22 protein-coding genes and 1 tRNA gene are annotated in these 25,705 nt (G+C 38.7%); 15 read left to right on the top strand and 8 right to left on the bottom strand.

From position 1 onward, the window contains the following. Positions 1 to 39 precede the first annotated feature (39 nt). The 3 genes from H5089_RS19560 to ccoG all read left to right on the top strand — a co-directional run bounded on the left by H5089_RS19560 (position 40) and on the right by ccoG (position 4,384). A complete protein-coding gene (locus H5089_RS19560; protein ID WP_182696239.1) occupies positions 40 to 1,344 on the top strand; it encodes an AarF/ABC1/UbiB kinase family protein in 1,305 nt (434 codons plus the stop codon). A gap of 93 nt (positions 1,345 to 1,437) precedes the next feature. Continuing rightward, positions 1,438 to 2,856 carry a sigma-54-dependent Fis family transcriptional regulator gene (locus H5089_RS19555; protein WP_182712925.1) on the top strand — a complete coding sequence of 473 codons (1,419 nt, stop codon included), beginning with the start codon at positions 1,438 to 1,440 and terminating at the stop codon, positions 2,854 to 2,856. Between the two features lie 145 nt (positions 2,857 to 3,001). Next, positions 3,002 to 4,384, top strand: coding sequence for a cytochrome c oxidase accessory protein CcoG (gene ccoG, locus H5089_RS19550; RefSeq protein WP_182712924.1), 1,383 nt, complete (start codon positions 3,002 to 3,004; stop codon positions 4,382 to 4,384). A 42-nt stretch (positions 4,385 to 4,426) separates the two neighbouring features. Here ccoG and H5089_RS19545 read toward each other — a convergent pair whose 3' ends face one another. The 3 genes from H5089_RS19545 to H5089_RS19535 form a co-directional block, all read right to left on the bottom strand. After that, positions 4,427 to 4,837 carry a hypothetical protein gene (locus tag H5089_RS19545; RefSeq protein WP_182696237.1) on the bottom strand — a complete coding sequence of 137 codons (411 nt, stop codon included), beginning with the start codon at positions 4,835 to 4,837 and terminating at the stop codon, positions 4,427 to 4,429. Positions 4,838 to 4,910: 73 nt separating this feature from the next. Continuing rightward, positions 4,911 to 5,825: a M14 family metallocarboxypeptidase gene (locus tag H5089_RS19540; RefSeq protein WP_182712923.1), complete on the bottom strand. Its 915-nt coding sequence runs from the start codon at positions 5,823 to 5,825 to the stop codon at positions 4,911 to 4,913. Between the two features lie 114 nt (positions 5,826 to 5,939). Continuing rightward, positions 5,940 to 6,677 carry a hypothetical protein gene (locus tag H5089_RS19535; RefSeq protein ID WP_182712922.1) on the bottom strand — a complete coding sequence of 246 codons (738 nt, stop codon included), beginning with the start codon at positions 6,675 to 6,677 and terminating at the stop codon, positions 5,940 to 5,942. Positions 6,678 to 6,948: 271 nt separating this feature from the next. Here H5089_RS19535 and H5089_RS19530 point away from each other — a divergent pair, with 271 nt between their 5' ends. Both H5089_RS19530 and H5089_RS19525 read left to right on the top strand, forming a co-directional pair. Continuing rightward, positions 6,949 to 9,798, top strand: coding sequence for a UvrD-helicase domain-containing protein (locus tag H5089_RS19530; RefSeq protein WP_182712921.1), 2,850 nt, complete (start codon positions 6,949 to 6,951; stop codon positions 9,796 to 9,798). Positions 9,799 to 9,924: 126 nt separating this feature from the next. Continuing rightward, on the top strand, positions 9,925 to 12,195 hold the full coding sequence (locus H5089_RS19525) for an EAL domain-containing protein (protein ID WP_182712920.1): 2,271 nt from the start codon (positions 9,925 to 9,927) through the stop codon (positions 12,193 to 12,195). Between the two features lie 23 nt (positions 12,196 to 12,218). Here H5089_RS19525 and H5089_RS19520 read toward each other — a convergent pair whose 3' ends face one another. The 3 genes from H5089_RS19520 to H5089_RS19510 all read right to left on the bottom strand — a co-directional run bounded on the left by H5089_RS19520 (position 12,219) and on the right by H5089_RS19510 (position 14,218). Continuing rightward, the gene (locus H5089_RS19520) at positions 12,219 to 12,539 is read right to left on the bottom strand and encodes a hypothetical protein (protein ID WP_259396092.1); all 321 of its coding nucleotides are present in this window, start codon (positions 12,537 to 12,539) and stop codon (positions 12,219 to 12,221) included. A gap of 78 nt (positions 12,540 to 12,617) precedes the next feature. Beyond that, the gene (locus H5089_RS19515) at positions 12,618 to 13,532 is read right to left on the bottom strand and encodes a zinc dependent phospholipase C family protein (protein ID WP_182712919.1); all 915 of its coding nucleotides are present in this window, start codon (positions 13,530 to 13,532) and stop codon (positions 12,618 to 12,620) included. A 98-nt stretch (positions 13,533 to 13,630) separates the two neighbouring features. Beyond that, entirely contained in the window at positions 13,631 to 14,218 is a 588-nt protein-coding gene (locus tag H5089_RS19510) for a hypothetical protein (protein WP_182712918.1), read from the bottom strand. Between the two features lie 262 nt (positions 14,219 to 14,480). On the opposite strand from H5089_RS19510, the gene H5089_RS19505 reads away from it, so the two are divergent. Next, positions 14,481 to 16,118, top strand: coding sequence for a cyanophycinase (locus H5089_RS19505; protein ID WP_182712917.1), 1,638 nt, complete (start codon positions 14,481 to 14,483; stop codon positions 16,116 to 16,118). Positions 16,119 to 16,210: 92 nt separating this feature from the next. After that, positions 16,211 to 16,459, top strand: coding sequence for a hypothetical protein (locus H5089_RS19500; RefSeq protein ID WP_182712916.1), 249 nt, complete (start codon positions 16,211 to 16,213; stop codon positions 16,457 to 16,459). A gap of 438 nt (positions 16,460 to 16,897) precedes the next feature. On the opposite strand, the gene H5089_RS19495 is transcribed toward H5089_RS19500, so the two are convergent. Together H5089_RS19495 and H5089_RS19490 are read right to left on the bottom strand one after the other, a co-directional pair. Beyond that, a tRNA-Pro gene (locus tag H5089_RS19495) sits at positions 16,898 to 16,974 on the bottom strand. A gap of 111 nt (positions 16,975 to 17,085) precedes the next feature. Next, complete coding sequence (locus H5089_RS19490) at positions 17,086 to 17,709, bottom strand: arylesterase (RefSeq protein WP_182712915.1); 624 nt, start codon at positions 17,707 to 17,709, stop codon at positions 17,086 to 17,088. On the opposite strand from H5089_RS19490, the gene H5089_RS19485 reads away from it, so the two are divergent. The 8 genes from H5089_RS19485 to tolA form a co-directional block, all read left to right on the top strand. Then, a complete protein-coding gene (locus H5089_RS19485) occupies positions 17,710 to 18,423 on the top strand; it encodes an ABC transporter ATP-binding protein (RefSeq protein ID WP_008137049.1) in 714 nt (237 codons plus the stop codon). Continuing rightward, positions 18,413 to 20,914: an ABC transporter permease gene (locus tag H5089_RS19480; RefSeq protein ID WP_002960651.1), complete on the top strand. Its 2,502-nt coding sequence runs from the start codon at positions 18,413 to 18,415 to the stop codon at positions 20,912 to 20,914. Before H5089_RS19485 ends, H5089_RS19480 begins: the two co-directional genes overlap by 11 nt. Positions 20,915 to 21,044: 130 nt before the next feature. Then, positions 21,045 to 21,569 carry a crossover junction endodeoxyribonuclease RuvC gene (ruvC, locus tag H5089_RS19475; protein ID WP_002960649.1) on the top strand — a complete coding sequence of 175 codons (525 nt, stop codon included), beginning with the start codon at positions 21,045 to 21,047 and terminating at the stop codon, positions 21,567 to 21,569. A gap of 2 nt (positions 21,570 to 21,571) precedes the next feature. After that, positions 21,572 to 22,189, top strand: coding sequence for a Holliday junction branch migration protein RuvA (ruvA, locus tag H5089_RS19470; protein ID WP_002960647.1), 618 nt, complete (start codon positions 21,572 to 21,574; stop codon positions 22,187 to 22,189). A gap of 7 nt (positions 22,190 to 22,196) precedes the next feature. Further along, entirely contained in the window at positions 22,197 to 23,204 is a 1,008-nt protein-coding gene (gene ruvB / locus H5089_RS19465) for a Holliday junction branch migration DNA helicase RuvB (protein WP_002960645.1), read from the top strand. A gap of 963 nt (positions 23,205 to 24,167) precedes the next feature. Next, positions 24,168 to 24,872, top strand: a complete 705-nt coding sequence (gene tolQ / locus H5089_RS19460) for a protein TolQ (protein WP_002960643.1) — start codon at positions 24,168 to 24,170, stop codon at positions 24,870 to 24,872. After that, positions 24,859 to 25,287 (top strand): protein TolR, encoded by a 429-nt coding sequence (gene tolR, locus H5089_RS19455; RefSeq protein ID WP_002960641.1) that lies wholly within the window; start codon positions 24,859 to 24,861, stop codon positions 25,285 to 25,287. Before tolQ ends, tolR begins: the two co-directional genes overlap by 14 nt. Before the next feature lie 4 nt (positions 25,288 to 25,291). Continuing rightward, a partial coding sequence (gene tolA, locus H5089_RS19450) for a cell envelope integrity protein TolA (RefSeq protein WP_182712914.1) occupies positions 25,292 to 25,705 on the top strand: 414 nt, incomplete at its 3' end.

Here is a 25,705-nt window from a genome sequence, read left to right as displayed (position 1 = left end):
TAATTAGCCTGACTTTCAGGCTAATTAGGTTTTAATATTATGGCGGCTCCTCGTACTGTTCCCACTTCTAGGCTTTCTCGCTTTGCAAAATTAGGCTCACTTGCCACAGGTGTTGCTACCAACATGTTAGTTGATGGTGCTAAGAGCGCGCTAACAGGTAAAGGTTGGGACAATAAAAGCTTACTGCTACAACCTAAAAACATTGAAAAACTAGCTATACAGCTATCTCATTTACGTGGCGCTGCGATGAAGCTAGGGCAATTGCTTTCAATGGATGCCGGTGATTTACTTAGTCCTGAATTGGCTCAGTTACTTGCTTTACTGCGCTCAGACGCGAATCCAATGCCTCATAAGCAGCTTGTTGAAGTGTTAAAAGAGCAATGGGGGGATGAGTGGCTAGCGCGTTTTTCTCACATTGAGCTAAGGCCTTTTGCAGCGGCTTCTATAGGGCAAGTTCATTTAGCTTATAAAGAAAATGGCGATCAGCTTGCTGTTAAAATTCAATATCCTGGTATTGCAAAAAGTGTAGTAAGTGATGTCGATAACGTTATTTCGTTATTAACGATTTCTCGATTATTGCCAAAAGATCTTAATATTAAACCACTTATTGGTGAGGCTAAGGCACAGTTATTAGCTGAGGCTGATTATAAACGTGAGGCTCAGTACTTAATACGTTATAAAAATGCATTAGCAACTAATCCCCACTTTAAAGTACCCAACGTATATCCAGAGCACAGCACACAACAAGTGCTAACTATGGAGTATATAAAAGCAGAACCTATTGAGAGCATTACAGAGCTACCAGATAGTCAAAAAAGCTTTGTTGCAGAGCAACTGATTGATTTGTTTTTTAAAGAAATGTTTGAATTTAAATTAATTCAAACCGACCCTAACTTTGCCAACTTTCATTATCAGCTTGATACACAAAAAATTGTTTTATTTGATTTTGGTGCAACGCGAGAAATATCAACCGAGCTTAGCTTAGCGTACTTAGCCTTATTTAAAGCGGGTAGCGAAAACAACCGAGAAGGTGTACTTAAAGCGGCATCACACATAGGTTATTTTAAAAATGACTTAGTTGACGAGTATAAAAACAACGTCATTGATTTATTTTTAATGGCGTGCGAGCCACTAAGAGCAGAAGGGGAATTTGATTTTAAAAATAGCGAACTCGCGCTCAAAATTAAAAATGCAGGGCTTGCCCTTAGTGCGCAATCTCAGCAATGGCATACACCGCCCGTTGATGCGTTATTTATTCACCGAAAACTTGCAGGACTTTATTTAATAGCCGCAAGGCTAGGTGCAAAAATAGATGTAAAAACGTTATTTAAGCACTATTTATAGCTTTTTAACTTACGCGTAAGTGCACTTTAAGTAATGAGTGCAATTAGTGTATAAAATTGCCATAATGCTCGCGATATTTCGCGAGGTGTATTTATGATAAAACAATTTTTAAACGATCCTAAATTATTGCTAAACGCAGTAGGTGAGGGCATATACGGTTTTGACCTATCGGGTAATGCGGTGTTTGTTAATCCTGCCGCTGAGCGCATGACAGGTTGGTGCGCTGAGGAACTATTAGGTAAAAAAATACACCAATATCATCACCATACTCATGCTGATGGCACACCTTATCCCGCAGATGAATGCCAAATTTACTGCACCATGTTTGACGGAAAGCGTCGTGAAGTTAAAAATGAAGTTTTTTGGCGTAAAGACGGTAGCTCATTTGCAGTTCAATACACTTCAACACCGGTTTATCAAAATGATAAGTTAATTGGTGCTGTAGCGGTATTTCGCGATATATCACTGCAACAGCAAACACAAAATGCACTGCAAGAGGCACTTACTCAAGTAAAGCACTTAAGTGAGCAGCTAAAAGATGAAAACAACTACTTAATTGCAGAGCTCAACGAAGACTGGCAAGACTCAGGGCTAGTTGGACAAAGCCATATATTTCAAACCATGTTAGATCAAATAAAACTGGTAAGTGAAACCGACAGCACAGTGCTTATACTTGGCGAAAATGGCACGGGTAAAGAGTTGGTAGCCCGTAACTTGTATAGGCTAAGCAAACGTAGTGAGCAAGCCTTTATAAAAGTAAATTGCGCTGCATTTACACCGAGCTTGCTAGAGTCGGAATTGTTTGGCCATGAAAAGGGCGCGTTTACAGGTGCCAATGACCGCCGTAAAGGGCGCTTTGAACTTGCTGATAAAGGCACCTTGTTTTTAGATGAAATAGCAGAGCTTCCACTTGAGGCGCAAAGTAAATTACTGAGAGTCCTGCAAGAACAAGAGTTTGAGCGTGTGGGTGGCAGCAACACGCTAAAAGTAAACATTAGAGTAATTGCAGCGACTAATCGCGACCTGTGGGAAATGGTACAAAAAGGCACGTTTAGAATTGATTTGTATTATCGGCTCAATGTATTTCCTATAAAAGTACCTGCCCTTAAAGATCGAAAAGAAGATATTCCTTATTTATGCGCTAATTTGATTGCGCAGCTAAATAAACGGCTCGGGAAAAATTTAAAAGGGCTAAGTAAAAAAGCAATTACGCAGCTGCAGGCTTACGATTGGCCAGGCAATATTAGAGAGCTGCAAAATGTACTTGAACGCGAAGCTATTTTATCTAATCAAGCGGTACTTCAGCTAAGTCAGCCTTTGCAAGCGGGTGGTGAAGTAGTTATTAATCCTTCACTTACGCTCGATGAAGCGCAAAAGCAGCATATAACCTCTGTTCTAGCGTTATCGCACTGGCAAATATCAGGTGATAAAGGAGCGGCAGTTAAATTGGGCTTACCTGAGAGTACACTACGCTCAAAAATGCGAAAGTTAGGGATTGCTAAAGATTCGTGATATATCGCGAAGTGCGTTTAGTGTCGCGAATTTTATTTTATTGCTTTGAAATAAACCGTTTAATATCAATAATGTAAATAAATTTTCAGCTTGGTCTGAAAGTTGCAAATGCTTGCGTAATACCCGTCATTATGAAGCAAGTACTATGAAGTTTGATATTAAAGAAGAAGACATGATCATTAAGCCCTATAACACCGAAGGGCCAATTTATATCCGCGAGCAAAAAGGATTTTTTCAGCGCATACGCCGTAATTTAGGTTGGCTGTTAATGCTAACTTTTATTGCAATACCGTGGATCCAATATAACGGTCAACAAGCTGTGCTGCTTGATGTGGCAACGCAAACCTTTACTATTTTTGGTTTAACACTCCTTCCTCAAGATTTTATGATTTTAGCCCTGCTATTCATGGTGGGGGCTTTTGCGTTATTTTTTGTAACCAACTGGCTTGGTCGGGTTTGGTGTGGATACACGTGCCCGCAAACAATATGGATGCTCATGTTTTCGTGGGTAGAGCAGCGCATAGAAGGCACGCGAAATCAGCGAATTAAATTAGATAAATCTCAGTGGACGCTAAGTACTTGGCGCAAAAAAATAACTAAGCACAGTGCGTGGATTATTATTTCAGTTTTAACCGCCACCTCGTTTATGGCGTATTTTATTCCAGCAAAAAGTTTGTATATGGAAATGCTTACATTTGAATGGTCAGGTATTACGAGCTTTTGGGTGTTTTTATTCGCTTTTTGTACTTACGGTAATGCAGGGTTTTTACGCGAAAAAATGTGCACGATTGCTTGCCCGTATTCTCGTTTTCAGGCTGTTATGTTTGATAAAGATACGTTGCTTGTTACCTATGATAGCAAGCGCGGTGAAAGTCGTGGACCGCGTAAACGCAAAGCCGATCCAAAAGAGCTTAACTTAGGTGACTGTGTAGACTGTAACTTATGTGTAGAGGTTTGCCCGGCAGGTATAGACATTCGAAATGGCTTACAATATGAATGTATAAACTGTGGCTTATGTATTGATGCTTGCGACGATACCATGGAGAAATTTGGTTATCAAAAAGGCTTAATTAAATACGCCAGCGAAAAACAAATGGAAGGCAAAAAAACCAATCCATTTAGATTAAAACTAATAGGATACGGCGCATTAACGGCTTTGTTAATAATTTCTATGTTTGCATGGATGCTGCAACGCACACCAATAGAAGCCTCAGTACTACGCGATAGGAATGCGCTTTATAGAGTGAACTACGAGGGCCTGGTAGAAAACCCTTATACACTTACTATTATTAATAAAACGCAGCAAGCACTGCATTACAGTATTGCCATAGAGGGCTTGCCAGAAGCAACACTCTCAAGTCCAAGTTCTACACTTATACAGCCAGGTGCAATGAAAAGAGTCCCCGTTACTGTAACAGCCGATGGTTACAATATTGCGCACAAAGTGAGTAAGTTACAATTTATAGTAACAGCGCAAGAAGATGCCAGCATTACTATAACCAAAGACAGCCAATTTTATAAAAATTAGTACAGTATATAAGCTCTATATAAACAACGACTTGAGCTCTACCTAGCTCAAGTCATTGTTTAATTCATTTAAAATAAAATGCTTTGCAGATTCTAGATTATCAAAAAGACAATCTTTGAAAGTAACGTCTCTTTTGGCGTTTTGCATTATTCGTTGCATTTGGCTTATAGCAATAGGTGATGTAAGCACAAACGCGCTAATTAAACAGTTGTTTTGCTGCATGCTGTGGCTTATGGCTACCATTTCTTGCTCGGCCTGTGGGGTTGCAGCTACAACGTTTGATGAGTCACTTATATAACCCCATTTCTCGCCTTTAAATGATTGAATGGTTTCAAAAAGCGCTGTTTTAAAATTACTTAAAAGCTCAAGTTCTAGGTTTCCGCTAAATTGTGCAATAACTATATTATTTTCAAGCGATAAATTAACGTGTCCGTTTTTATTTTTGTATTCCATTAATACCTCCTAAATTAGCTTTTTATCTAAATTTCGTTTAGCAGCCAAGAGGGTACAAGCGGCTGCAAACTTATTAAAGTGCTTTAATATAGTTAAGGGCGCTTTTAATAACCGCTACTTGCGCCAAAATACATTCTTCATCTGTGGTTGTTGGACTATCAGGGTATACCTCTGTTGTGGTTACATAGGGTGCATCTGTAAAGCCCATACACAAACCTAAATCGCGTGCTGCGTAATTAATAACGCCAAATTGCTCTTGAGGGACGCCTATTAACTGGTTATTTTCATCACTCGGTGCAATGTGCGTGACCTTTGCTACATCTTCGATAATTACTTTTTGAAATTCAGGCTCAGGCTTATTGGTATCGGCCACTAAATAAAACCCATCAGGTATGTTCCAATTAGTGTTTGTTGTGCCTTCACGGGCAGCAAGTGCGGGTCTAAATTCACTGTTATCGCTGTCGGTTGTTTCGTGTAAATCAATATGAGCAACTAAGTCTACATTGAGTGATTTTACAAACGCCATAATAGCTGCTGACTCTTGTGCTGGGCTGCCTTCGTAAAATGAGCGGTTAGGATCAATAGCATCAGGGTTCCAGCGGTTTATAGTTTCATATCCCCAAGGGCTAATGCAGGGCGCAACAACAATATTAAACAGCTCTGAGTGTTGCATAGCGGATGTTTTAGCAAATCTAAGTGCGCCATGTACGCCACTGGTTTCGTAGCCATGTACACCACCTGTGATTAAAACAGTTGGTTTATTGGCATTAAAGTTAGGCGTTTTTAATATATATAATGGGTAAGTACCAGCGGCGTAATTAAGCTCGCCGTATTGCTCTATATCTAAGGTGCTTTTAAGGTCATTAATTAGCGTAACGACTTCGTTTTGGTAACTGCGTTTAATGTTTTGGCGTGCTAACCACTGGGCTTTATCGTTGTTATTCCATTTTTTGCCTGGTGTGCCAATAGGGTATGTGCTGTTAGTCATAATAAACCTTTATATCAACTGTTATTTGTTCTCCTATAAATAAGGAGGGCAATTACAATTGGTAAAATTACTTAATAAAGGCGTAGCTTAACGCTGAGTAAATTAGCGTGCAAATTAAAACGTTAAAGTCATATTTTTAATAGCGCGTGATTGCTGGGCTTTAATATAACTTTGGTTTGCGAACTCACCCGAAATACTACCTAGTCGTTCACGCTTTACACTAACTGTTAAACTACACGTTTTACTTTGATCTACTTGCGAGCTGCTAAACATATCTAAGCTTTGCAAATCTATTTCAAGGCGCGAAGTACTAAGCGCAAAAAGCATTGATTGTAAAAGTGTTTCATTATTATTGTTAGTGCAGCTACTGCTAAGTTCTACTTGACTAGTACTATTGGGATCAGTGCCATCTAACTGAACTGTAAGGGGACTATTAATACTAAAAGTTTGGTTGTTACTCGGGGTTAAAATAATAAAATTTAAAGGTAGTTCCACACCTGAATTCGCATTTATGCCATCGTCTCGTTTAAATTTTATATCAAACTGTTGGTTATCATCAGTAGCATTTATATACGCTTGGTAATCAACGTCTAAAAAGTCGGTATCTTTTGTAAGTACAATAGCAGTGTTATTAACAACAGCTTGCAATGAGTCGCTATCGCTTAAAACAATGTTTGAGCCATTAGCATTTCCCGCATTTAGTTCTGCGTTAACACGCGTGCGGTTACCGTCAGAAACCAGCTCAAAGCCTGCCCAAATTCCTTTTGTTTTTACTAAATTAGACTCTGTTTCTGTTGTACAGGCGCATAATAATAAAATTAAAGCAGTTGCGGTAATGCACTTTTTAAGCATGTTAGCTCCTTTTAACCACTGAATTAGCTATAAGTAATTGTTTAATTGCGGATATACCTAGTAAATATATTAAGTGTATTTGTGCATTGTTACACAACACACTATCTGTAAATGTTTAAAATTGTTAATGGTTGTGAGTAAAATGATAACATTAAGTTTTAAAAGTCACCCTGCTAAGAGGTTGCTTGATAAATGACTACTATTTAGCGTTAAATGTAATATAAAAGAGTATGTTACAATCAAGCCAAAGCATATCTTCATATTGAGTATTATGGCGCAGTATATTGCTACTCCAAGTTGGCTAGGCCGTTTTTTTACCCGTATTAAACACGTAACTATTGAACAAGAGCGCCTTGTTGTGCATTTTAGAAGTGCTCCCGCACGGACATTTTTAATTAAAGACTTTGATAATTACTCAATACTTAAAAATCGTTTATTTAGCGCCAAAATTAATTTGTGCGATAGTAGCAATACATCAATTAGCTTTTTAAACAAAGCACAAGCTAAGTCTTTAAATACCGCCCTTAATACGCAATTTTCAGCCATGCTTGAGCAAAAAGTAAATAACGCCAAGGCTTTGCTAAAGCGTTATGCTTTAGATGAGTTTTTACGTGATAGTTCCATAAAAATACTTAATAAGGAGGTGTTTTTATTTGCTAAACAATACGCTCAAAGTACAAATACATGGCAACAACACTTATCGCCAAGCAGTATTAAATTTTTAAATATACTGAGCTCCACACCCAATACTCACGATGCAATCGCACAGCTGCGCCATAAATATGAAAAAAAACAGCTAACTCTTAAAAATGACTTTTTTAATCAAGTAGAGTCAAATCCATTAACAACAGAGCAGCGCTTAGCGGTTATACGCGATAACGATAAAAACCTAGTATTAGCGGCAGCAGGCACAGGTAAAACATCTGTGATGGTCGCAAAATCGTTAGATCTAATAGCGTGTGATATTGCCAAGCCTGAGCAAATTTTGGTGCTGGCCTATAATAAAACAGCAGCAAATGAGCTTAAAGAGCGCTTTATTAAACGCGCCACGTATGCAAAATTGCATACCAAAGCACCCACTATTTTAACGTTTCATGCGCTTGGGCTTAAATTATTACAAAGTGCTAAAAAGCCAATCGAATTGTCAAAATTTGCAACCGACCCAGTTCAATTAAATAGTTGGTTAACTGGGTGGGTAAGTAAAAAAATACAAACCGAGCCACAGTTTTTAAAAGCATTTGTAGATTTACTCCATGAGCCGATTGATATATTTAGCTTTAAAGATAATGCACAGTACGAGCGGTACGTACGCGATAACGAATACCGTAGCCTTGCGGGTCATAAAGTAAAAAGTTATCAGGAAGTGCTTATTTCAAACTGGCTACATTTGAATTGCGTGGCGCACAGTTATGAGGTGAATTATCACTTTAATCAAGGCGTAGAGCTAAGTGGGCAATACCAACCAGACTTTTATATACCTCAATACGATATTTACTTAGAGCACTTTGGCATTGATAGGCAAGGGAATACTCGTGCCGATATAGATAAAAAACACTATAACGAGCAAATTGCATTTAAGCGTAAGTTACATAAACAAAATGGCACCACTTTACTCGAAACCTTTCATTACAACTGGGTAGAAGGAAAGCTAGAGCAAACTCTCGCTAAACAATTAAAGCAGCATAATGTTGAATTAACACCTTTAAGTAACGACGAAATATTTCATACTTTAAATAACTCAGGACAGTTACAGCAAGGCATTGATAAGTACATAAAATGCTTACAAGCTATTCGAGTGGAGCAACTAAGTAATAAGCAAATAGCGCAGCGCATCAAGCAAAGTGGTATTAAAAACTATCAACAATATGCAAACTTGTTAGTGCAAATTCATGACGCTTATATAAATGAACTAAGCACGCAAAATGCCATTGATTTTGACGACATGATTATTCAAGCAACAAAGGCGATAGTAAGCGGAGATTTTAATATTCCATGGAGCCACATTTTAGTTGATGAGTTTCAAGATATATCAAGTGCGCGTATGGTTTTTTTAAATGCCATATTAAAATATGGCAAAGGAATACGCTTTACTGCGGTAGGTGATGACTGGCAAGCAATTTATCGGTTCTCGGGTGGTAATTTAGCGCTTACTACACGCTTTAATGAATTAGTGGGCAGCCACTCACTTACTATGTTGCAAAAAACATTTAGATATAACAATAGTATTAGTGATGTAGCGGGGCGCTTTGTAATGCAAAACCCTGAGCAATATAAAAAGCAGATCAGCACACATACGCAAGTAACCACACCACAAGTTATTTTGTTAGACGATTTATACCAAGGCACTAAATCGATAGAAATAAAAGTACAGCAGAGCATAAGCACTATTCAAAAAAACGATGCATCAGCGAGCATTGCCATACTTAGTCGATACCGATACATGTTAAATAGCGTGCAGCAGCATTTAAAAGATAAAAAGCATACAAACCCTCTTTATTTTTGGACATTGCATAGCGCTAAGGGGCTTGAAGCCGATTACTGTATTATTATTGGTTTTGAACAAGGTAAATTAGGGTTTCCTAGCGATAATCAAAATAACGTCCTGGTGGAGTCGTTATTACCAGTGCAAGATGAATTCACTCACTCAGAAGAAAGGCGTTTGCTTTATGTAGGTATTACGCGCGCAAAACATAAAGCGTATTTAATTGCAGACCCTTATGCATGCTCAGCGTTTGTAAAAGAACTAGTAAATGACGATTATCCTATTCAAATCGGCTCCACGTTGTTTAACAAGTCGCAACTAAAGCAAAGAGAGTGTAATACGTGCAGCGACGGATTAATTGTGCCAAAAACGGGTCAGTATGGTGATTATTATAGCTGTACTAATACGCAGATTTGCGAAACTAAACTACGAGTGTGTAAAAGCTGTAGTAGCCCATCAGTTGATAAAAGCACGTATTCACAATGTGTGAATACAGAGTGTAAAACGCAGCATCCAATTTGTGAAAAGTGTGGTCGCGAAATGCGTAAACGTAAATCTAAGCACGGTGAATTTTTAGGGTGCAGTGGTTTCGCGCTTAAAGAGGATAACTGTAAAAACACTCGAAAAATGAATGTTTAATGGCTAACGAGCAGGTTTACACCTGTCTATTTTATAGAACAATGTAAATAGAAATTATATTCATTTGATTGATTTTAACAAGTTATCAATGTCTAATAGAAGAATGAGCTTTAACTGTTGTTTATTATGCATTTTTTCAATAGGTTCTTTTTATTAAACGATCACTATTCAGCCCCTGATCAGGTTGCTAATTGGCGAGTAAGTGCACTGCGCATTATCCTATCATTAGTAATGGTGTTATGTTTTGCTGTGGTGTGCCACACGTACGCAAGCGCTATTGAGTTTAACTTAATTTATATTGTTGTATTAACAAGCAGTTTTTTTGCGACTGTATGCGGTTTGCTTATAGCAAGTAAGCGTTTTTATCACTTCAGCGCTCATGTACTTTTAATAGCCATTGTAGCTGCTAGCGTGTCAATGAACTTATTTTTAACAGACCTAGAGCTTGCTAAAGTGGGCTCTATGTATATGTATTCCTGCCCAATAATCGCACTTATGCTACTTGGTTATAGAACAGCCCTTGCTTATGGCGTATTAAATATTGTACCGTTTTATATGATCATCAATAACGTTGATGTATCGGGCTTAACTGGCATTGCTCAGCAACTTCCCGATGCCAGCTTATACATTACAGGGCTAATATTCTTATTTTTTAACATTTGTATTCCCCTTGCTGTGGCACGCACAATTGTGGCTGCTAAGCGTTTAAACAAAACAATGATAAGCGCTAATACACACCTTAAAGATAAAAATGAGCTTTATCGAAGCCTGTTCACCGAATCAAATAAAGCCAAAATTATTGTTGACGAAAATCTTGTCATTACTGATTTTAATCAACACGCTATTGATATGTTTGGTATAAAAAAAGAATTAAAAGAAGAATGCGTTAACCTTTCTCATTTATTTCCTACTTTAGTTTTTGACGCCCCTAATGCTCAAAATAAAATTGTGAAGTACAAAAAAAGCTATTTTAAAGCCTGCTACCAACAAATAGCAATGAGTACTAACTACCGTGTATACGACTTTTACGATTGCACGCAAGAACAGCTCATTAAACAAAATTTATCGATGATGGAACAAGAAAATAAACGTTTACGCTTTAGAGACTCGCAAACAAAACTACCTAATAGAGAATGGTTTGAGCTGCAATGCGACAGATTAACAAGCAAATACCAAAAAGGTTTTTTTATCGTTGTTACCCAAAGTGCAAATAGTGAATACTTAAATTTAAAGCTCACTAAAGCCGACTCTCAAGCATTACTTATTAACGCGTACAAGCGTTTAAAGGCGATGGCAGATGGGCCGTTGTTGTGTGCCCATATAGGAGTAGGAAAGCTTGCTTTTATAATTGGCGCAAACTCGCAAAACGAGCTTGAAGATAAGCTATTAATGCAAATAAAAAATACATTAGATAAAACTTATAATGTGTTTGGCACTAAGTGTCAGCAATCATTTTTATTTGGTTTTGCAAAGTATCCTGATCACGGAAAAAACAGCACAACAGTACTTAGCAATGCGTGCGAAGCACTTAAAGTTGCAAACTGTAATATGCCTCTAAGTGGTTATAACGAAAAACAATCACAAGCTTTTATCGAAAAATACGAAATTTCGATGTTATTAGATGAAGCGCTTCAGCAGGGCGATTTGTCGGTACACTATCAACCTAAAGTAGATGCAACGGGTAAATGTATAGGGCTTGAAGCTTTAGCGCGTTGGAACAGTCCTATACTAGGTAATGTGTCGCCAGTGGTATTTATTCCTATTGCCGAAGAATACAGAATGGTCAGTAGGTTAACCGATCTGATTATTCAAAAAGTCTGCGCTCAAATTTCCAATTGGACTAAGGCGGGTTTACCGAGTGTGCCGGTGGCAATAAATATATCTCTAATTGATTTTAGCCAAACCGATTTTATGTCAAAACTGGTTAAATACCTTGCCGACTTCAACGTAAAGCCACCTCAAATAGAGTTAGAACTGACTGAAACCTCTCTTGAGGCAAACCAAGCGCATTCGCTAAAGCTTATGCAAACACTGCAATCGTGGGGTTTTACTATTTCGGTTGATGATTTTGGAGTGGGGTATTCTAATATTGCACGCCTTGCCGATTACCCTATTAACAAGCTCAAGTTAGATCGCTCATTAATCAGCCAAGTAACAAGCTCTACGCGTCAAAAAAGTTTAGTTAAAGCGGTGCACGTTATGTGTGAAGAGCTTGATATTAAGTGTGTAGCCGAAGGAGTAGAAACCCAAGAGCAAGTAGCAATAATGGCGCAAATGGGGTGTAAAGAATTTCAGGGCTTTTACTTTGCGAAACCAATGTCAGCCGAAAATTTTGCAGAGCATGTTAGCCGCCATGGCTTAGTGTTTAACCCCAAAGAGATGACGGCTCAACTTTAAATGTATAGCAGGTATTTTATTACCTAGTTACAGAGCTGTTGGGCGTTTATAGTTATTTCGCACTGATGAATAACTCCTGCTCCCCAATGCTGTATATCTGATTGAGCAGTACAGCCTGCATCTTCAATTAAAGCCGTATTGGCATCACATAAAAGTAGCACTGCGTTATCATCTTGTACGTTTACAATAAGCGTGTATTCCCCAAAAGGTGCAAGTTTGCTTAAATCGTTATTAACAGCGGCTTTTAATAACTCATCAGTTGTTGAATAGGATGTTTCACTAAATTTTAGTGTGCCATCAACGGCTGTAGCAATATCTTTTAATTGTGAGGCTAAGTCGGCCATCACTTCTGGATTGTTTTTTTAGGAGTGTAGCAACCGCTAAGTAATACTATGAGGCTTATATAAAGTAAGTATTTCATTTTATTTGCTCCATACCGTCATCGTGTTGTGTTCATCGTAGCCTGTATCTAGGTTCCAATTTTTAATTGCACTGTAATCAGTATCTAAAAATACGGCATTGGCAATAATGGTTATGTAGTGCTGAATGTTACTAACGGCAAAGTCAAAAATATCGTTGTAATGCATAGGCTCGTGCGGCGTTTTTAGATGTTCAATAAAAGTGGGGTCTACTTCGTTTGGGCGAGGATAAAACAAGCCTAAATCAGCAGCAACATGGCGTGCACAGGCAAATAATCGATAGCTTTCTTCAACATTATTTACTACAAGCTGAAAACCGTTATGCCATGAATTAAAGTTAGGAGCGTGTTGTGCTGCGTAGCTTGGGTGAACCGTTAATAAAGCATGTCGCCAAATTTTTGCAATATCGGTATCAAAATTATCGTCTTTGTTAGTACAAGATCCAATATTTTGTTGCACGCGGTCAGCATAACCTAACTCACCTAAGTTTAAACGTTGCCAAATAAACGCGTCTTGATTCATTTCGCAGGTACGGTGCGCCGTTTGGTTTTGCGCGTAAGGGCCTACTTTTAATTCAACAACCGGATGCACTGTTATATCTGCAGCAACATGGGCCATATAACCGCATAACCAGGAAAAACACTTTTCAAATGCTTCACCTTCAAGTGTTTTACAGTATTCAATCATTGCTTTAAGTAAATCGCCTGTGTGCTCATAGTGCATTAGGTCGGCCCACGCATTTTGGCTAGGCTGCGCTACAGCTAAGTAAGGATAATCGGGGGCTACACAGCCTAGTTCAAGGTATGCTTGGCGTTGGCTTAAAATAAGCTTTGCTTTTTTAGGCATATCCATTTTAGCGAGTGACTTGGTTTGCGTTGCAATATTAACAGCAGTGATGTGCGCAAAAGCACCTGGCATTGTCATATCCTTATGATTTATTAATAAGGGTACAGATTAACATTGAGAGGGGGTTAAATAAAGCCAACTAAATGCAAGTATAGCGGGGTAAACACCTATTAAATTAGCTGCTCAACTAATTGGCCATTCTCGTATAATTTAGCATGTTGACGCTTATGTTCTTCAAATAGGTAAGCTCTTAGTTGCTCTTGACCGCTATGAATTTGCGTTATTTTAGCGGCTATACCTTGCGTGCTTTGCCTTACGGGTTCTATTTCCATCGAAATACTTTGTTTGTTAGGTAAAATAAATTCCATGTGCTGCGATTTATTTAAATGGTTACCTTTTCTGAGGGGTTTTAAAAACATCCCCGTGTTTGATATTGATTCAATTTTAAACCCTTGGCTTTTAATATTTAGCTCACTCCAGCGCCAACTGCGCAGTGTGCCTTGTGTGTCTATTACTTCGGGGGCGGTTAAAATCGGTTTGATTATACCTGCGCTATCAATTTTCAAGTCCAACGGAAACCATAACTGATAGTGTGCAACCTCTGCGAGCAGGGTTAAATTAGCGCTACTAAGTAAGTGAGCAATATTGGCTGGTACTGAACTTTGTAACGTTAAAACGTGACTGTTGTGAGCATGTGACTTTGCATTGGGCTTAAATAACTCAGCAAAAAAATTTATCTCTTCATTAGAAAAGTCCATATTTCACCCCAGTTACATAAAATAATTCACCACCGTAATTTAAACAATGAAATTGGTCAATAAATGCTCCGTTTAAATTTGTTTAGATAATATTTACAAAGACAGAGGGGCAAACTAAACAATGTATTTAAATGCAGTGCTTAACCCGAACGTTTTTCAGAGACTTGAATTATTTAACATTTATAAAAATATATTTAGGCGCAAGTGGCTAGCTGTTAAACTACAGCACATTAGTTTTATTATTTATATTAGAGTTTACATTATGATATGTGCATTTTTACGTGATCAACAGCCGAAGTTACTGGGTATGGTAGTGGCATTGTTCGGTGCCGGTTTTTCAATAAATGCAGTGGCTCAAGAGCAAAGCCAAACTTTAATTTTAGTGGGGTCAGAGCTTACTACCTGTACTAGCGCCAAGCTTAATAATTGCCAAAAAGAGGCTGTTATTGATGGTAAGTCACATAATTTATATACACTTAGCAGCTCTCAAATAAAAACCATCGCACAGCATTGGCCTAATAATAATGTTGAGGCAAAAACGGCTGTATTAAAAACACTTAAAACCATACAAAGTAAATCGTCAAATAGCGTATCAAAAACAGATTTACTCTGGCAGTGGCGCGATATAAGTAATCAGCAATTAGAAAGTCTAACTCAGCAAGAGTACAACTTTGTATTTGATATGCTAGAAGTACCGCTACTTAATAAAAACGGTGAGCGTTTAAAAGAGCAAGTAAATACCGATTTTAATAATGAGGTTGCGACTAATAATATTTTACAATTTGTGTCGGGCAGTTTAAAAGTTAATAACCCAAAACCAACCATGCTTGCTATTACGGCTTCGAGCCGCGACCCTTATGAGTCGTCAGATGTAGCGCAAAGTCTTTTGGCACAATCAAATATAAACACTCAATGGTTAGCATTAACGCCAGCGCTTGCTAAAGCGATTACGAGTAACTCGTGCGATGAATTACCAGCGCTTAGAAATACATTAATGAATGTGTATAACCGTGAAGTGATTTATCCCGATCGCACAAAGGCCGAATACGCTTTATGTAAAAATGGCACTAATGCACTTGTATCACTTATTAAAAATAGTACCGGTGTGATGTTTAATAGCGGTAATGCAGCATTAACTCATAAGGTATTATTTGATCAAAACAATAACCCATACCCGTGGACGCAAGCATTGCAAACTCGCCCAGTAATTGTAGGTGAAGGAGCCGGTGCTGCAATCCAAAGTAAAGTGACGGGCATGCTTACAAATACGACAAGCCTTGAGGCACTTCGTAAAAGTGAAAATAACACTAATGCTGGTGGGCTGGGCAGTTTTAACTTTGGTGTACTAGATATTCAATTTAGCGAACAAAACCGTACATTTAGGCTTGCAGCAACGCTAAATAAAAACGAAGTGAAAAATACTAAAACAGAGATTCAACATGGATTTGGTATTGATGAAAATACAGCCTTAGTTGTTATTAAATCGCCAGAAGGTAGTTTAATAACCGTAATAGGCAAAAGTGGTGTAGTGCATTTGGCTAACCAAGGTAAAGCCCAACCTGAGAGTAAGAGCTATAGCTATTCGTACTGGCCTACAAGCAGTGTAATTGAAATTACCAATAACACGTTTACCTTAAGCGCACGCACAATAGATGAAGCGTTACCCGCTATAAAAATACCTCCACTGCCAGTGCAGCGTTTTGGCTCAATTTTAACAAATTCAAAACTGCGTTCACTTACTCAAGCTATGTGTTTAAGCCAAGAGCAAAGTGCGGTAGCCCAACAAGACGAGTTTATAATTAGCCTTACAGCAACGAGTGACACGCAGTATCATCGCATCAATGCAAAAGAGTTTGGTTGTGCGCTAAGCAATTTAGAGTTAGCTATAAAGTCGATTTAGTGACTAACCTGAGCCAAGGGTTTAAGTTTTTGGCTCTTCTATATAAAATAGCCACCATAATGATTTAAAAGCCTTACTAAAAGAGTGTCAAAATGAATAAAGAAAATGATGTAATTTCTAGTCTAGCCGAATTAGAAAGCTTTTTATTAAATGTAGAAAACGGCGGTCTTGGCCTTAAGGGTGTTTCGGGCGTTGGTATAGCAACAAACAATAGTGATGGTAGTCGTTTTGTAGCCGTGTTTGACGATAATCAAAAATTACTTTTAGCGCGCGGTATTACAGAAGATGTATTCCAAACAGGGCAAGACATGGTACGTAATGGTGTAGGGCGCAAGCACTAGTACTTTAATAAAAAAGCGCTTAGAGCGCTTTTTTATTTTAATTTCAATAAATTGAAATCAAATGCCTTCATATAGATTCCACAAAGGCCACTTCAAGGTAATAACATTTAAATACAACCCCCTCAAAAACCACAAAACTAGCCAGCTAAACTCAGTTTTATTAAGTGCGCTTAGATAAATAAGATAGTGCCACGGATAAATTGTAGAATCAAAACAGATGGATTTTGGCTATATTTTGTAGAGAAGTTTAACTTATTGATATAGAGGGAGTTTATACCAATTCGCTTAATTAAGTGATCTATTTTTAGGATGGAAAAACGTGTTGATAGCTAGGCAAAAAATTCGCTATTTAGTTGTTCTAAATGAGAATTTTTTAACACAGGTAGCGACACGTTTAGCCCCGCAAAATGATTAAGTATTATTGCGGATTGGTATTAATGGTCGGTATGGAGAGATTCGAACTCTCGACCCCTGCCACCCCATGACAGTGCGCTACCAAGCTGCGCTACATACCGACGTTGTTTGCAATAGTACGTGTATTTTTTTAAAAATCAATAAGCGATTGTTTGTTTGGGTGTTTATTACGCAAGAGGCCTAAAAAGGCGCCCTTGCGGTGTATTAATTAGCTAGTCTTTATTTAGCCACTTTTTGATCGAGTCATACATCTCATCTCGTATTAATGGCTGAGCTTTTTTGTTAGGGTGTAAACTATCGTTTTGCATTAGATCAGATTGGCTGGCAATATCTAGCATAAAAAAGTTCATTAAATGCGCATTTGTCTCTTCGCTAACGCGCGAAAAAGTGTCAGTAAACATATTACTGTAACGCGGGCCGTAATTAGGGGGAATGTAAATCTCCATTAAGGCGGTCATCGCATTAGCTGCTTGGCTTTTTTGAATAAGAGACGTTAAGTTAGTTTGCATTTTTTTAACTGGGAAACCACGTAAACCGTCATTAGCACCTAGCTCAATAAGTACATGAGTGGGTTCGTATTGCTCAAGCAATGCATCTAAACGGCGTAGGGCTCCACCAGATGTTTCGCCACTAATACTGGCGTTGATAAGTTCAATGTCGGCTTGTTCGTCATCGTATTTATCTTGTAACAATTTTACCCAGCCTTCTTCTTGTTGAAGTCCGTAGGCTGCGCTTAAACTGTCACCGAGTATTAAAATCGTGTTGTCGGCTGCTGCGCTCAGCGGTTTGATAACTAAAAATAAAATGAATACTAAACGAAGGATTGAATGAGTCATATGTCAGCGCTTTCTCAATTAAATATAATTCAGGTTAATGGTTTGTCTAAAGTAGTCTCTACCTTTGAAGGTGAGCTGCCCATCCTCAGCGACATCAGCTTTAATGTCAAGCATGGCGAGTCTGTTGCTATTGTTGGCACGTCGGGCTCAGGTAAATCAACGTTACTCAGTTTATTAGCGGGGCTGGATACCGCAAGCAGCGGCGAAATATTTTTAGATGGTGAACCATTACACAATTTAGATGAAGAAGAGCGTGCTGCACTGCGCGCGGCTAAAATTGGATTTGTGTTTCAATCGTTTATGTTAGTACAAAGCTTAACGGCACTAGAAAACGTTATGCTACCAGCAGAGCTCGCTGGTGAAAGTGATGCAAAAGAGCAAGCAATTGCTTTGCTTGAAAAAGTAGGCTTGAGCCATCGAATTGATCATTACCCGTCACAACTCTCTGGCGGTGAACAGCAGCGTGTTGCTATTGCGCGAGCATTTATTGGTACACCTAAAATACTATTTGCTGATGAGCCTTCGGCTAATTTAGACAGCAAAAACGGTAAAATGATTGAATCCTTATTATTTGATTTAAATACTCAGCACGGTACTACGCTTATTTTGGTAACTCACGATGAAGGGCTTGCACAAAAATGTGAGCACATTATTCAAATAGAAGCGGGTTTACTGGTAAAAAGCCAAGTAGAGGACGTTGCTAATGTGGGTTAAGTTAGCGCTTAAGTTATTTTCGCGAGAATTTCGCCGTGGTGAGCTCACGGTTATAAGCGCAGCTATCGCCCTTGCTGTTTTAACCGTGCTTACACTGTCGATGGTTACTGAGCGAATAGGGCAAAGTATTGCGCAAAAAAGCAGTGCTTTTATTGCAGCAGACCGTGTACTTGCAAGCGACCATGTTCTGGACACCGCTTTTATTACTCAAGCACAGAGCCAAAATTTAAAAACGGCGCAAATGGTGTATTTCGACACTATGTTGTTTGCCGATGATGAAATGCAGTTTAGCTCAGTAAAAGCGGCATCTAATGCGTACCCGCTAAAAGGGCAGTTAAAAGTTAAAGATACCCTAACCGGTGAAACTAAAGTTGCTAATAGCGGGCCAACGCCGGGTAATGTGTGGCTAAGTGAGTCGGTATTTTACAGTTTAAATATTGATATAGGCGCGCAAGTAGAGCTTGGCGCGGCATTATTTAATGTTTCAAAAGTTATTGTAGAAGAGCCAGACGCGCCATTTAATGTATTTTCAAGTAGCCGTCGTGTGCTTATTAATATTGACGATGTTGCAAAAACTGAAGTTGTGCAGCCGGGTAGTCGAGTTTATTACCGCCAACTTTATGCAGGTAGTGAGGCCGACATAAATAGCTTTTACGAGTGGCTTAAACCACAAATGAAAGAAAACCAACAATGGTATGGCGTTAAAGACCGCCAATCACCCATTTCAAACAGCTTAAACCGCGCAGAGAGCTTTTTATTACTAGCCGGTCTATTAGGTATTATTTTAGCCGCAGTGGCTATAGCTGTTTCAGCAAAACGTTATTGTGAACGCCAATACGACCCAGTAGCGATGATGAAAACGCTCGGCGGTAGCCGCTCAATGATCCGCAAAATATACATGCTTCATTTATTGCTTGTATGTGCAATGGCGGTAAGTATAGGGCTGTTAATTGGTTATGGCTTGCAAGAAATAGCAACAAGTTACTTATCAAAAAGTATGGGCACAGAGCTGCCTTTAGGTGGCTTTAAACCTTGGCTGGTGGCTATAAGCACTGGCGTAATTTGTGCCGTTATGTTTTCTATTAAACCATTATTTGATTTATTTGATATTCCACCGCTTAGAGTTCTGCGCCGTAACTTAGGCGACAAGTTGGCAGTAAGTCGTGTGCATTTAGGTATGAGTGCGTTAACCGTGTTTTTATTAATGTGGTTATTTAGTAACAACATAAAAATAACGCTTATTTTGTTTATATCAACACTTGCGCTAATTGGTGTGCTGTTTTTAGTATCTAAATTAATATTTGGTGGTGGTCGAAAGCTAGGATTAAAGCCAGGTAATAGTTGGTCGCTTGCAATTGCATCTATCCAAAAGCGTGCAAATGTGAACGCGGTACAGTTAATTAGTTTTTCGTTAGCGATTAAATTACTGCTGTTTTTAGTGGTACTTAAAAACGACATGATATCTGATTGGCAGTCGCAACTTCCAAGCGACGCGCCTAATGCGTTTTTAGTTAATATTACGCAAAATGAGCTTGAGCCAATTAATGAATATTTAGCACAAAAAGATATTCAAGTATCAGAGTTTTATCCAACTATTCGTGGGCGCGTAAATGCTGTGAACGGCGAGTTGGTAGCGCGCTCTGTATCGCTGCAAGACAACGAGAAAAAAGACGAAGAAGCACGTGCAGGTATTGGTCGTGAGCTAAATCTTACATGGCTTAAAGATGTGCCTGACCAAAATGAAGTAACACAAGGCACGTGGTTTGGTGAAAATGCGATGGCTGAGGCTTCAGTAGAGGAGTCGATGCTTGAGCGTTTAGATGTTGAGATAGGCGATACGCTTACATTTTTAATTGGTTCGCAGTCGTTCGACGCTAAAATCACCAGTGTGCGCAAAGTAAATTGGGCCACGCTTAAACCTAACTTTTTTATTATTTTAAGCCCTGATGTACTTGCAGATTTTCCCGCAACATATATTTCGTCGGTACGTATAAATCCAGATCAAAAACGTGACTTTAGCCAGTTATTACGTACTTACCCTACTATTACAGCCATTGATATTGATAACTTTGTTAAGCAAATACAAACTACTATTTCGCAAGTATCGCTCGCCATTGGCTTTGTACTTGCAATTGTTGTGCTGTGTGGCGCGCTTGTACTTATATCGCAAGTGCAAGCTAGTTTAGGTGAGCGTATGCAAGAAATTGTAATACTGCGAACGCTTGGGGCTAAAAGCCGATTAATTAAAAACGCGACCCTGTATGAGTTTTTATTACTAGGCGGTTTAGCTGGTTTAGTGGCTGCATTTTTTAGTGATATAGCGCTTTTGATTGTGCAGCAACAAATGTTTGATTTAGCAGGTAAGTTACACCCACATATATGGATTATAGGTCCGGTAGCTGGCGGCGTATTTGTGGCTGGTTTAGGCTATTTAATGATTGCCCGAACACTTAAACAAAATACCCAAGGATTAGTGCGTGCCCTAGGGTAAGCTTAAACTAACATGCTCCTGTAAATGCCCACCTAGTACGTGGGCATTTTTGTTTTTCTTTGTACTGGTAATTTATACAGTGCTCTGGCATTATTAGCGTAATTTAAAAATAATAACAATGGAGCGCTGTTTGGCCATCATTTTAGGGATCGATCCTGGTTCACGTTTGACCGGATATGGTGTTGTTGCCCATCAAGGTTCTAAATTTACATACTTAGGCAGTGGCTGTATTAAGTTAGCCGATCATCCTTTTCCGGTTAGGCTTAAAATGATCTATCAAGGCATTACACAGCTTATTGAGCAGTTTTCGCCAGAAACCTTTGCCATTGAAAAAGTATTTATGGCGCACAACCCCGATTCAGCTTTAAAACTAGGCCAAGCTAGAGGCGCTGCGATTGTTGGCGCTGCAATGGCCGACTTACCCGTATTTGAATACTCAGCTAGGCAAATTAAGCAAGCAGTAGTAGGCAACGGTGGCGCAGATAAAACACAAGTGCAACACATGGTAAAAAATATTTTAAAACTACCCGGTACGCCACAGGCCGATGCAGCTGATGCACTCGCTATTGCGATTTGCCACGCCCACTCAGAACAAAATTTAATTAAACTAGCGGGCAGCGCAAGCAAAACCGTTAGAGGACGTTTAAGGAAATAATTATGATAGGCCGCTTAAATGGTATTTTAGTCGAAAAACAGCCACCAGAAATATTACTCGAAGTAAGTGGTGTAGGTTACGAAGTACAAATGCCGATGACCTGTTTTTACGATTTACCAAAAATTGGTGAAAATGCGATTGTTTACACTCACTTTGTAGTGCGTGAAGATGCTCAACTATTATTTGGTTTTAATAATAAAGTTGAACGTGCCTTGTTTAGAGAGCTATTAAAAGCAAATGGCGTAGGGCCAAAACTTGGCTTAGCTATTTTATCGGGCATGTCGGCAAAACAATTTGTAAGTTGTGTAAATAACGAAGACTCAACATCGCTTGTTAAATTACCCGGTGTAGGTAAAAAAACAGCCGAGCGTTTAGTACTCGAAATGAAAGACAGACTAAAAGATTGGGGCAATGATTTATTTACGCCATTTAGCGACAGCGCAGTAATAGAGCCAATGAGCGATGCGACAATTGCTAATAATGCAGCGGATGATGCCGTATCGGCACTGCTTGCATTAGGTTATAAATTGCCACAAGCTCAAAAAGCAGTAAAATCGATAAGTAAACCCGATATGTCTACTGAGGTTCTTATTAGAGAATCTTTAAAATCTATGTTGTGAGTAACCCATGATTGAAGCGGATCGCTTAATTGATGCGACTGAAAAAACAAATGAAGACTCTATAGATCGTGCAATAAGACCAAAACTTTTAGCCGACTACAGAGGCCAGCCTCATGTTAAGCAGCAAATGGAAATTTTTATTGAAGCTGCCCGAACCCGTGGTGAAGCGCTTGATCATTTATTAATATTTGGCCCACCTGGGCTTGGTAAAACCACGCTTGCAAATATTGTAGCCAATGAGTTACACGTAAGTATTAAAACAACATCAGGCCCTGTACTTGAAAAAGCAGGCGATTTAGCTGCTCTACTTACTAATTTAGAAGAGGGCGACGTACTGTTTATCGATGAAATACACAGGCTAAGCCCGCAAGTTGAAGAGATACTGTATCCCGCAATGGAAGACTACCAGCTTGATATAATGATTGGTGAAGGCCCAGCTGCGCGTTCTATTAAATTAGACTTACCTGCATTTACACTCATTGGTGCAACCACACGAGCAGGCTCGCTTACATCGCCACTGCGTGACCGTTTTGGAATTGTGCAGCGATTAGAGTTTTATTCTGTAGAAGATTTGTCGCACATAGTAGGGCGCTCTGCACATTATCTTGGTTTAGAAATGTGTGACGATGGCGCTACCGAAATTGCCCAGCGCTCACGCGGCACACCACGTATTGCAAACCGCTTATTACGCCGTGTACGCGATTACACTCAAGTAAAATCTGACGGTACAGTAAACGCCGATGTAGCTAAGCAAGCCCTTGATATGATTGACGTAGATAAAAGTGGTTTTGATTATATGGACCGCAAATATTTACTCGCCATAATCGAAAAATTTATGGGCGGCCCTGTCGGGCTCGACAATGTAGCGGCTGCTATTGGCGAAGAGCGCGAAACAATAGAAGATGTAATAGAGCCATTTTTAATCCAGCAAGGATTTATTCAACGTACACCACGTGGGCGCATAGTGTCTGACAGTGCATACCATCACTTTGGTTTACTTCCTAAAAAAGACTAGCCTATATACTTTACTTGCTGTGGTTTATTGCGCAGCAGGTAATTGTTTCAGTATCCCTTTGTTTCAAATTATTATACCCAAAACCTCAACACACTGTTGCAAATGTTATTTCAAAATACAAATACGCTTTATAGTTAACTGTTAATTCACAGGGCGTTAAGACTCGCGAGGCTATCCTGCGTACCATTCAAACTAGTAAGCGAATTACTTATTGTAAATTAGGTAGGGCAATTATTAGTTTATAAATAAAATATGTAGCGCGCTAAATTGCAGGCAAAAAAAAGCCCGCAAAAAATGCGGGCAAACAACAAGTTGAAGGAAGTAATCCAGGGGAACTACGTTTTACTAAATTTGGTTTTATCCAGAAAGAGTAAAACAATGTAATACGATAAAATATCCTATTACTAAGAACTTGGCTTAATGAAACTATCTCATTCAGTGCGCTAGCTCGGTATGGGAGAATAATACGTAAGTTTACTTTTTTGTTCAAACTAGAAAATTTGTATTTTCAGATTAGAAAAACTAATTTAGTGAATTTTATTGTTGTTTGAATCTTGTGCGTTAATTAATCGTTAAATTTATAAGTTTATGAAATTTATAACTTAAGTAATTTATTTCGTTATAGCTCGGTATTAGTTTTACTATTACGTGCAGGTGAGGCTTATAGGTTTTGAGTGTTTATGCTCTTATTTTGAATAAACGGCGCATTTTATGACGTTTCATGTATATATTTACGCATATTTATAGTTAGCGAGTTTGTTTAAAAGTTTAAATAAAATACTGAGGCAAAGGGAAATGCCAACTAAAGCTGTTTTTTAACGTTTTTTGTTGCCTATTCATAGCAATACCGTTGTCAGCTTGAAATGGACTAGATACACTAGATGCAACTTTTGGCCGTGTAAACGGTCATATTTACACAAATTAACCAATTTGCCGTATTTTGAAATTATTTAGGAGTTTAACGTGGGATCAGGGCTTAATTTTTTAGATCTAATTTTAGAAGCAAGTTTGCTTGTTCAATTAGTAATGTTAGGGCTAGTTGCCATGTCTGTAATGTCGTGGACAATTATATTTCAACGTAAAAAAGCAATATCGGATGCGCTAATAAATGCTAAGAAATTTGAGCAAAAGTTTTGGTCGGGTATTGATTTAAGCAAATTATATAACGAGATATCGTCACGCAGCGGTCAGTCTCAAGGCATTGAAGCTTTGTTTACTTCGGGCTTTAAAGAGTTTGCTCGTCATAAAAAGAATACATTTCAAAGTGCGAGTATTGTTATGGAAGGAACGCACCGCTCTATGCGTGTTGCGCTTTCTCGTGAAATTGAGAAAATGGAATCTAGTCTATCGTTTTTAGCAACAGTAGGTTCTATAAGTCCGTACATCGGTTTGTTCGGTACAGTGTGGGGTATAATGAATGCCTTTATTGCACTAGGTGAAGTTAAGCAAGCTACATTACAAATGGTAGCACCAGGTATTGCAGAGGCACTTATTGCGACTGCTATGGGTTTATTTGCGGCGATCCCTGCTGTTATTGCTTATAACCGTTTTTCAAACAGTGTTGAAAAGCTTGAGTCTCACTATATTAACTTTATGGAAGAGTTTGCTAATATTTTACACCGTCAAGCAGCTACACAAATAGAGGCACAAGCGAATGTATCAGCGTAAAAAGCGCCGTCCGGTCGCAGAGATTAATGTAGTACCTTACATTGATGTAATGTTGGTACTACTTATAATATTTATGGCTACAGCACCGCTTATTACGCATGGTGTAAAAGTTGATTTACCTAAAATGGAAGAGTCTGATTTAGTTGATACTAAAGATACTCCGCCTATTATTGCCTCAATAGATGCACAAGGTAAATATTACGTGAGTGTAGGTACTGATCCAGAAGAGCCTATGGAAGCACTTGATGTGGCTGCGGTTATAAAATTACAGCTAATGAAAAACCCTGACGTGCCGGTAATGATTAAAGGCTCGGGTAAGGTGTCGTATCAAGAAGTATTATTACTAATGGATTTTTTGAAAAATGCAGGCGTACCATCAGTAGGATTAATGACTGAATCCTTTGAGGGGAAGTAGCTGTATGAATAGTTCAGTAGTAAAATCAATAGTACTTCATTTAGGGATTGGTGGATTTTTGTATGCTTCTGCAAATATTCATCCGCCAACACCTAAAGTAATGGAAGTAACGCTTAATTCGGCTATACCTACGCCAGATAAAGCGGTATCAGCCGTTACAGTTGATCAAAAACAAGTTGAGCAAAAAATTGCTGAACTTCAAAAGAAAGAAAAAGATAAAAAAAGTGCTGAAGATAAACGTATCCGTGATTTAGAACGCAGAGCGGCCAATGCACGCAAGCAACGTGAATCAGAAGCACGTAATATTAAAAAGCTAGAGCAAGAGCGTAAAGCTAAAGAGAAAGAAAAAGCGCAAGCCGAGGCAGAAGCTAAAAAAGCACGTGCCATTGAGCAAAAAGAGCGTGCTAAAGCTAAGCAA

Source organism: Pseudoalteromonas sp. SR45-1 (assembly GCF_014163655.1).
GTDB lineage: Bacteria > Pseudomonadota > Gammaproteobacteria > Enterobacterales > Alteromonadaceae > Pseudoalteromonas > Pseudoalteromonas distincta.
This window is presented reverse-complemented; position numbering and strand designations above follow the sequence as displayed.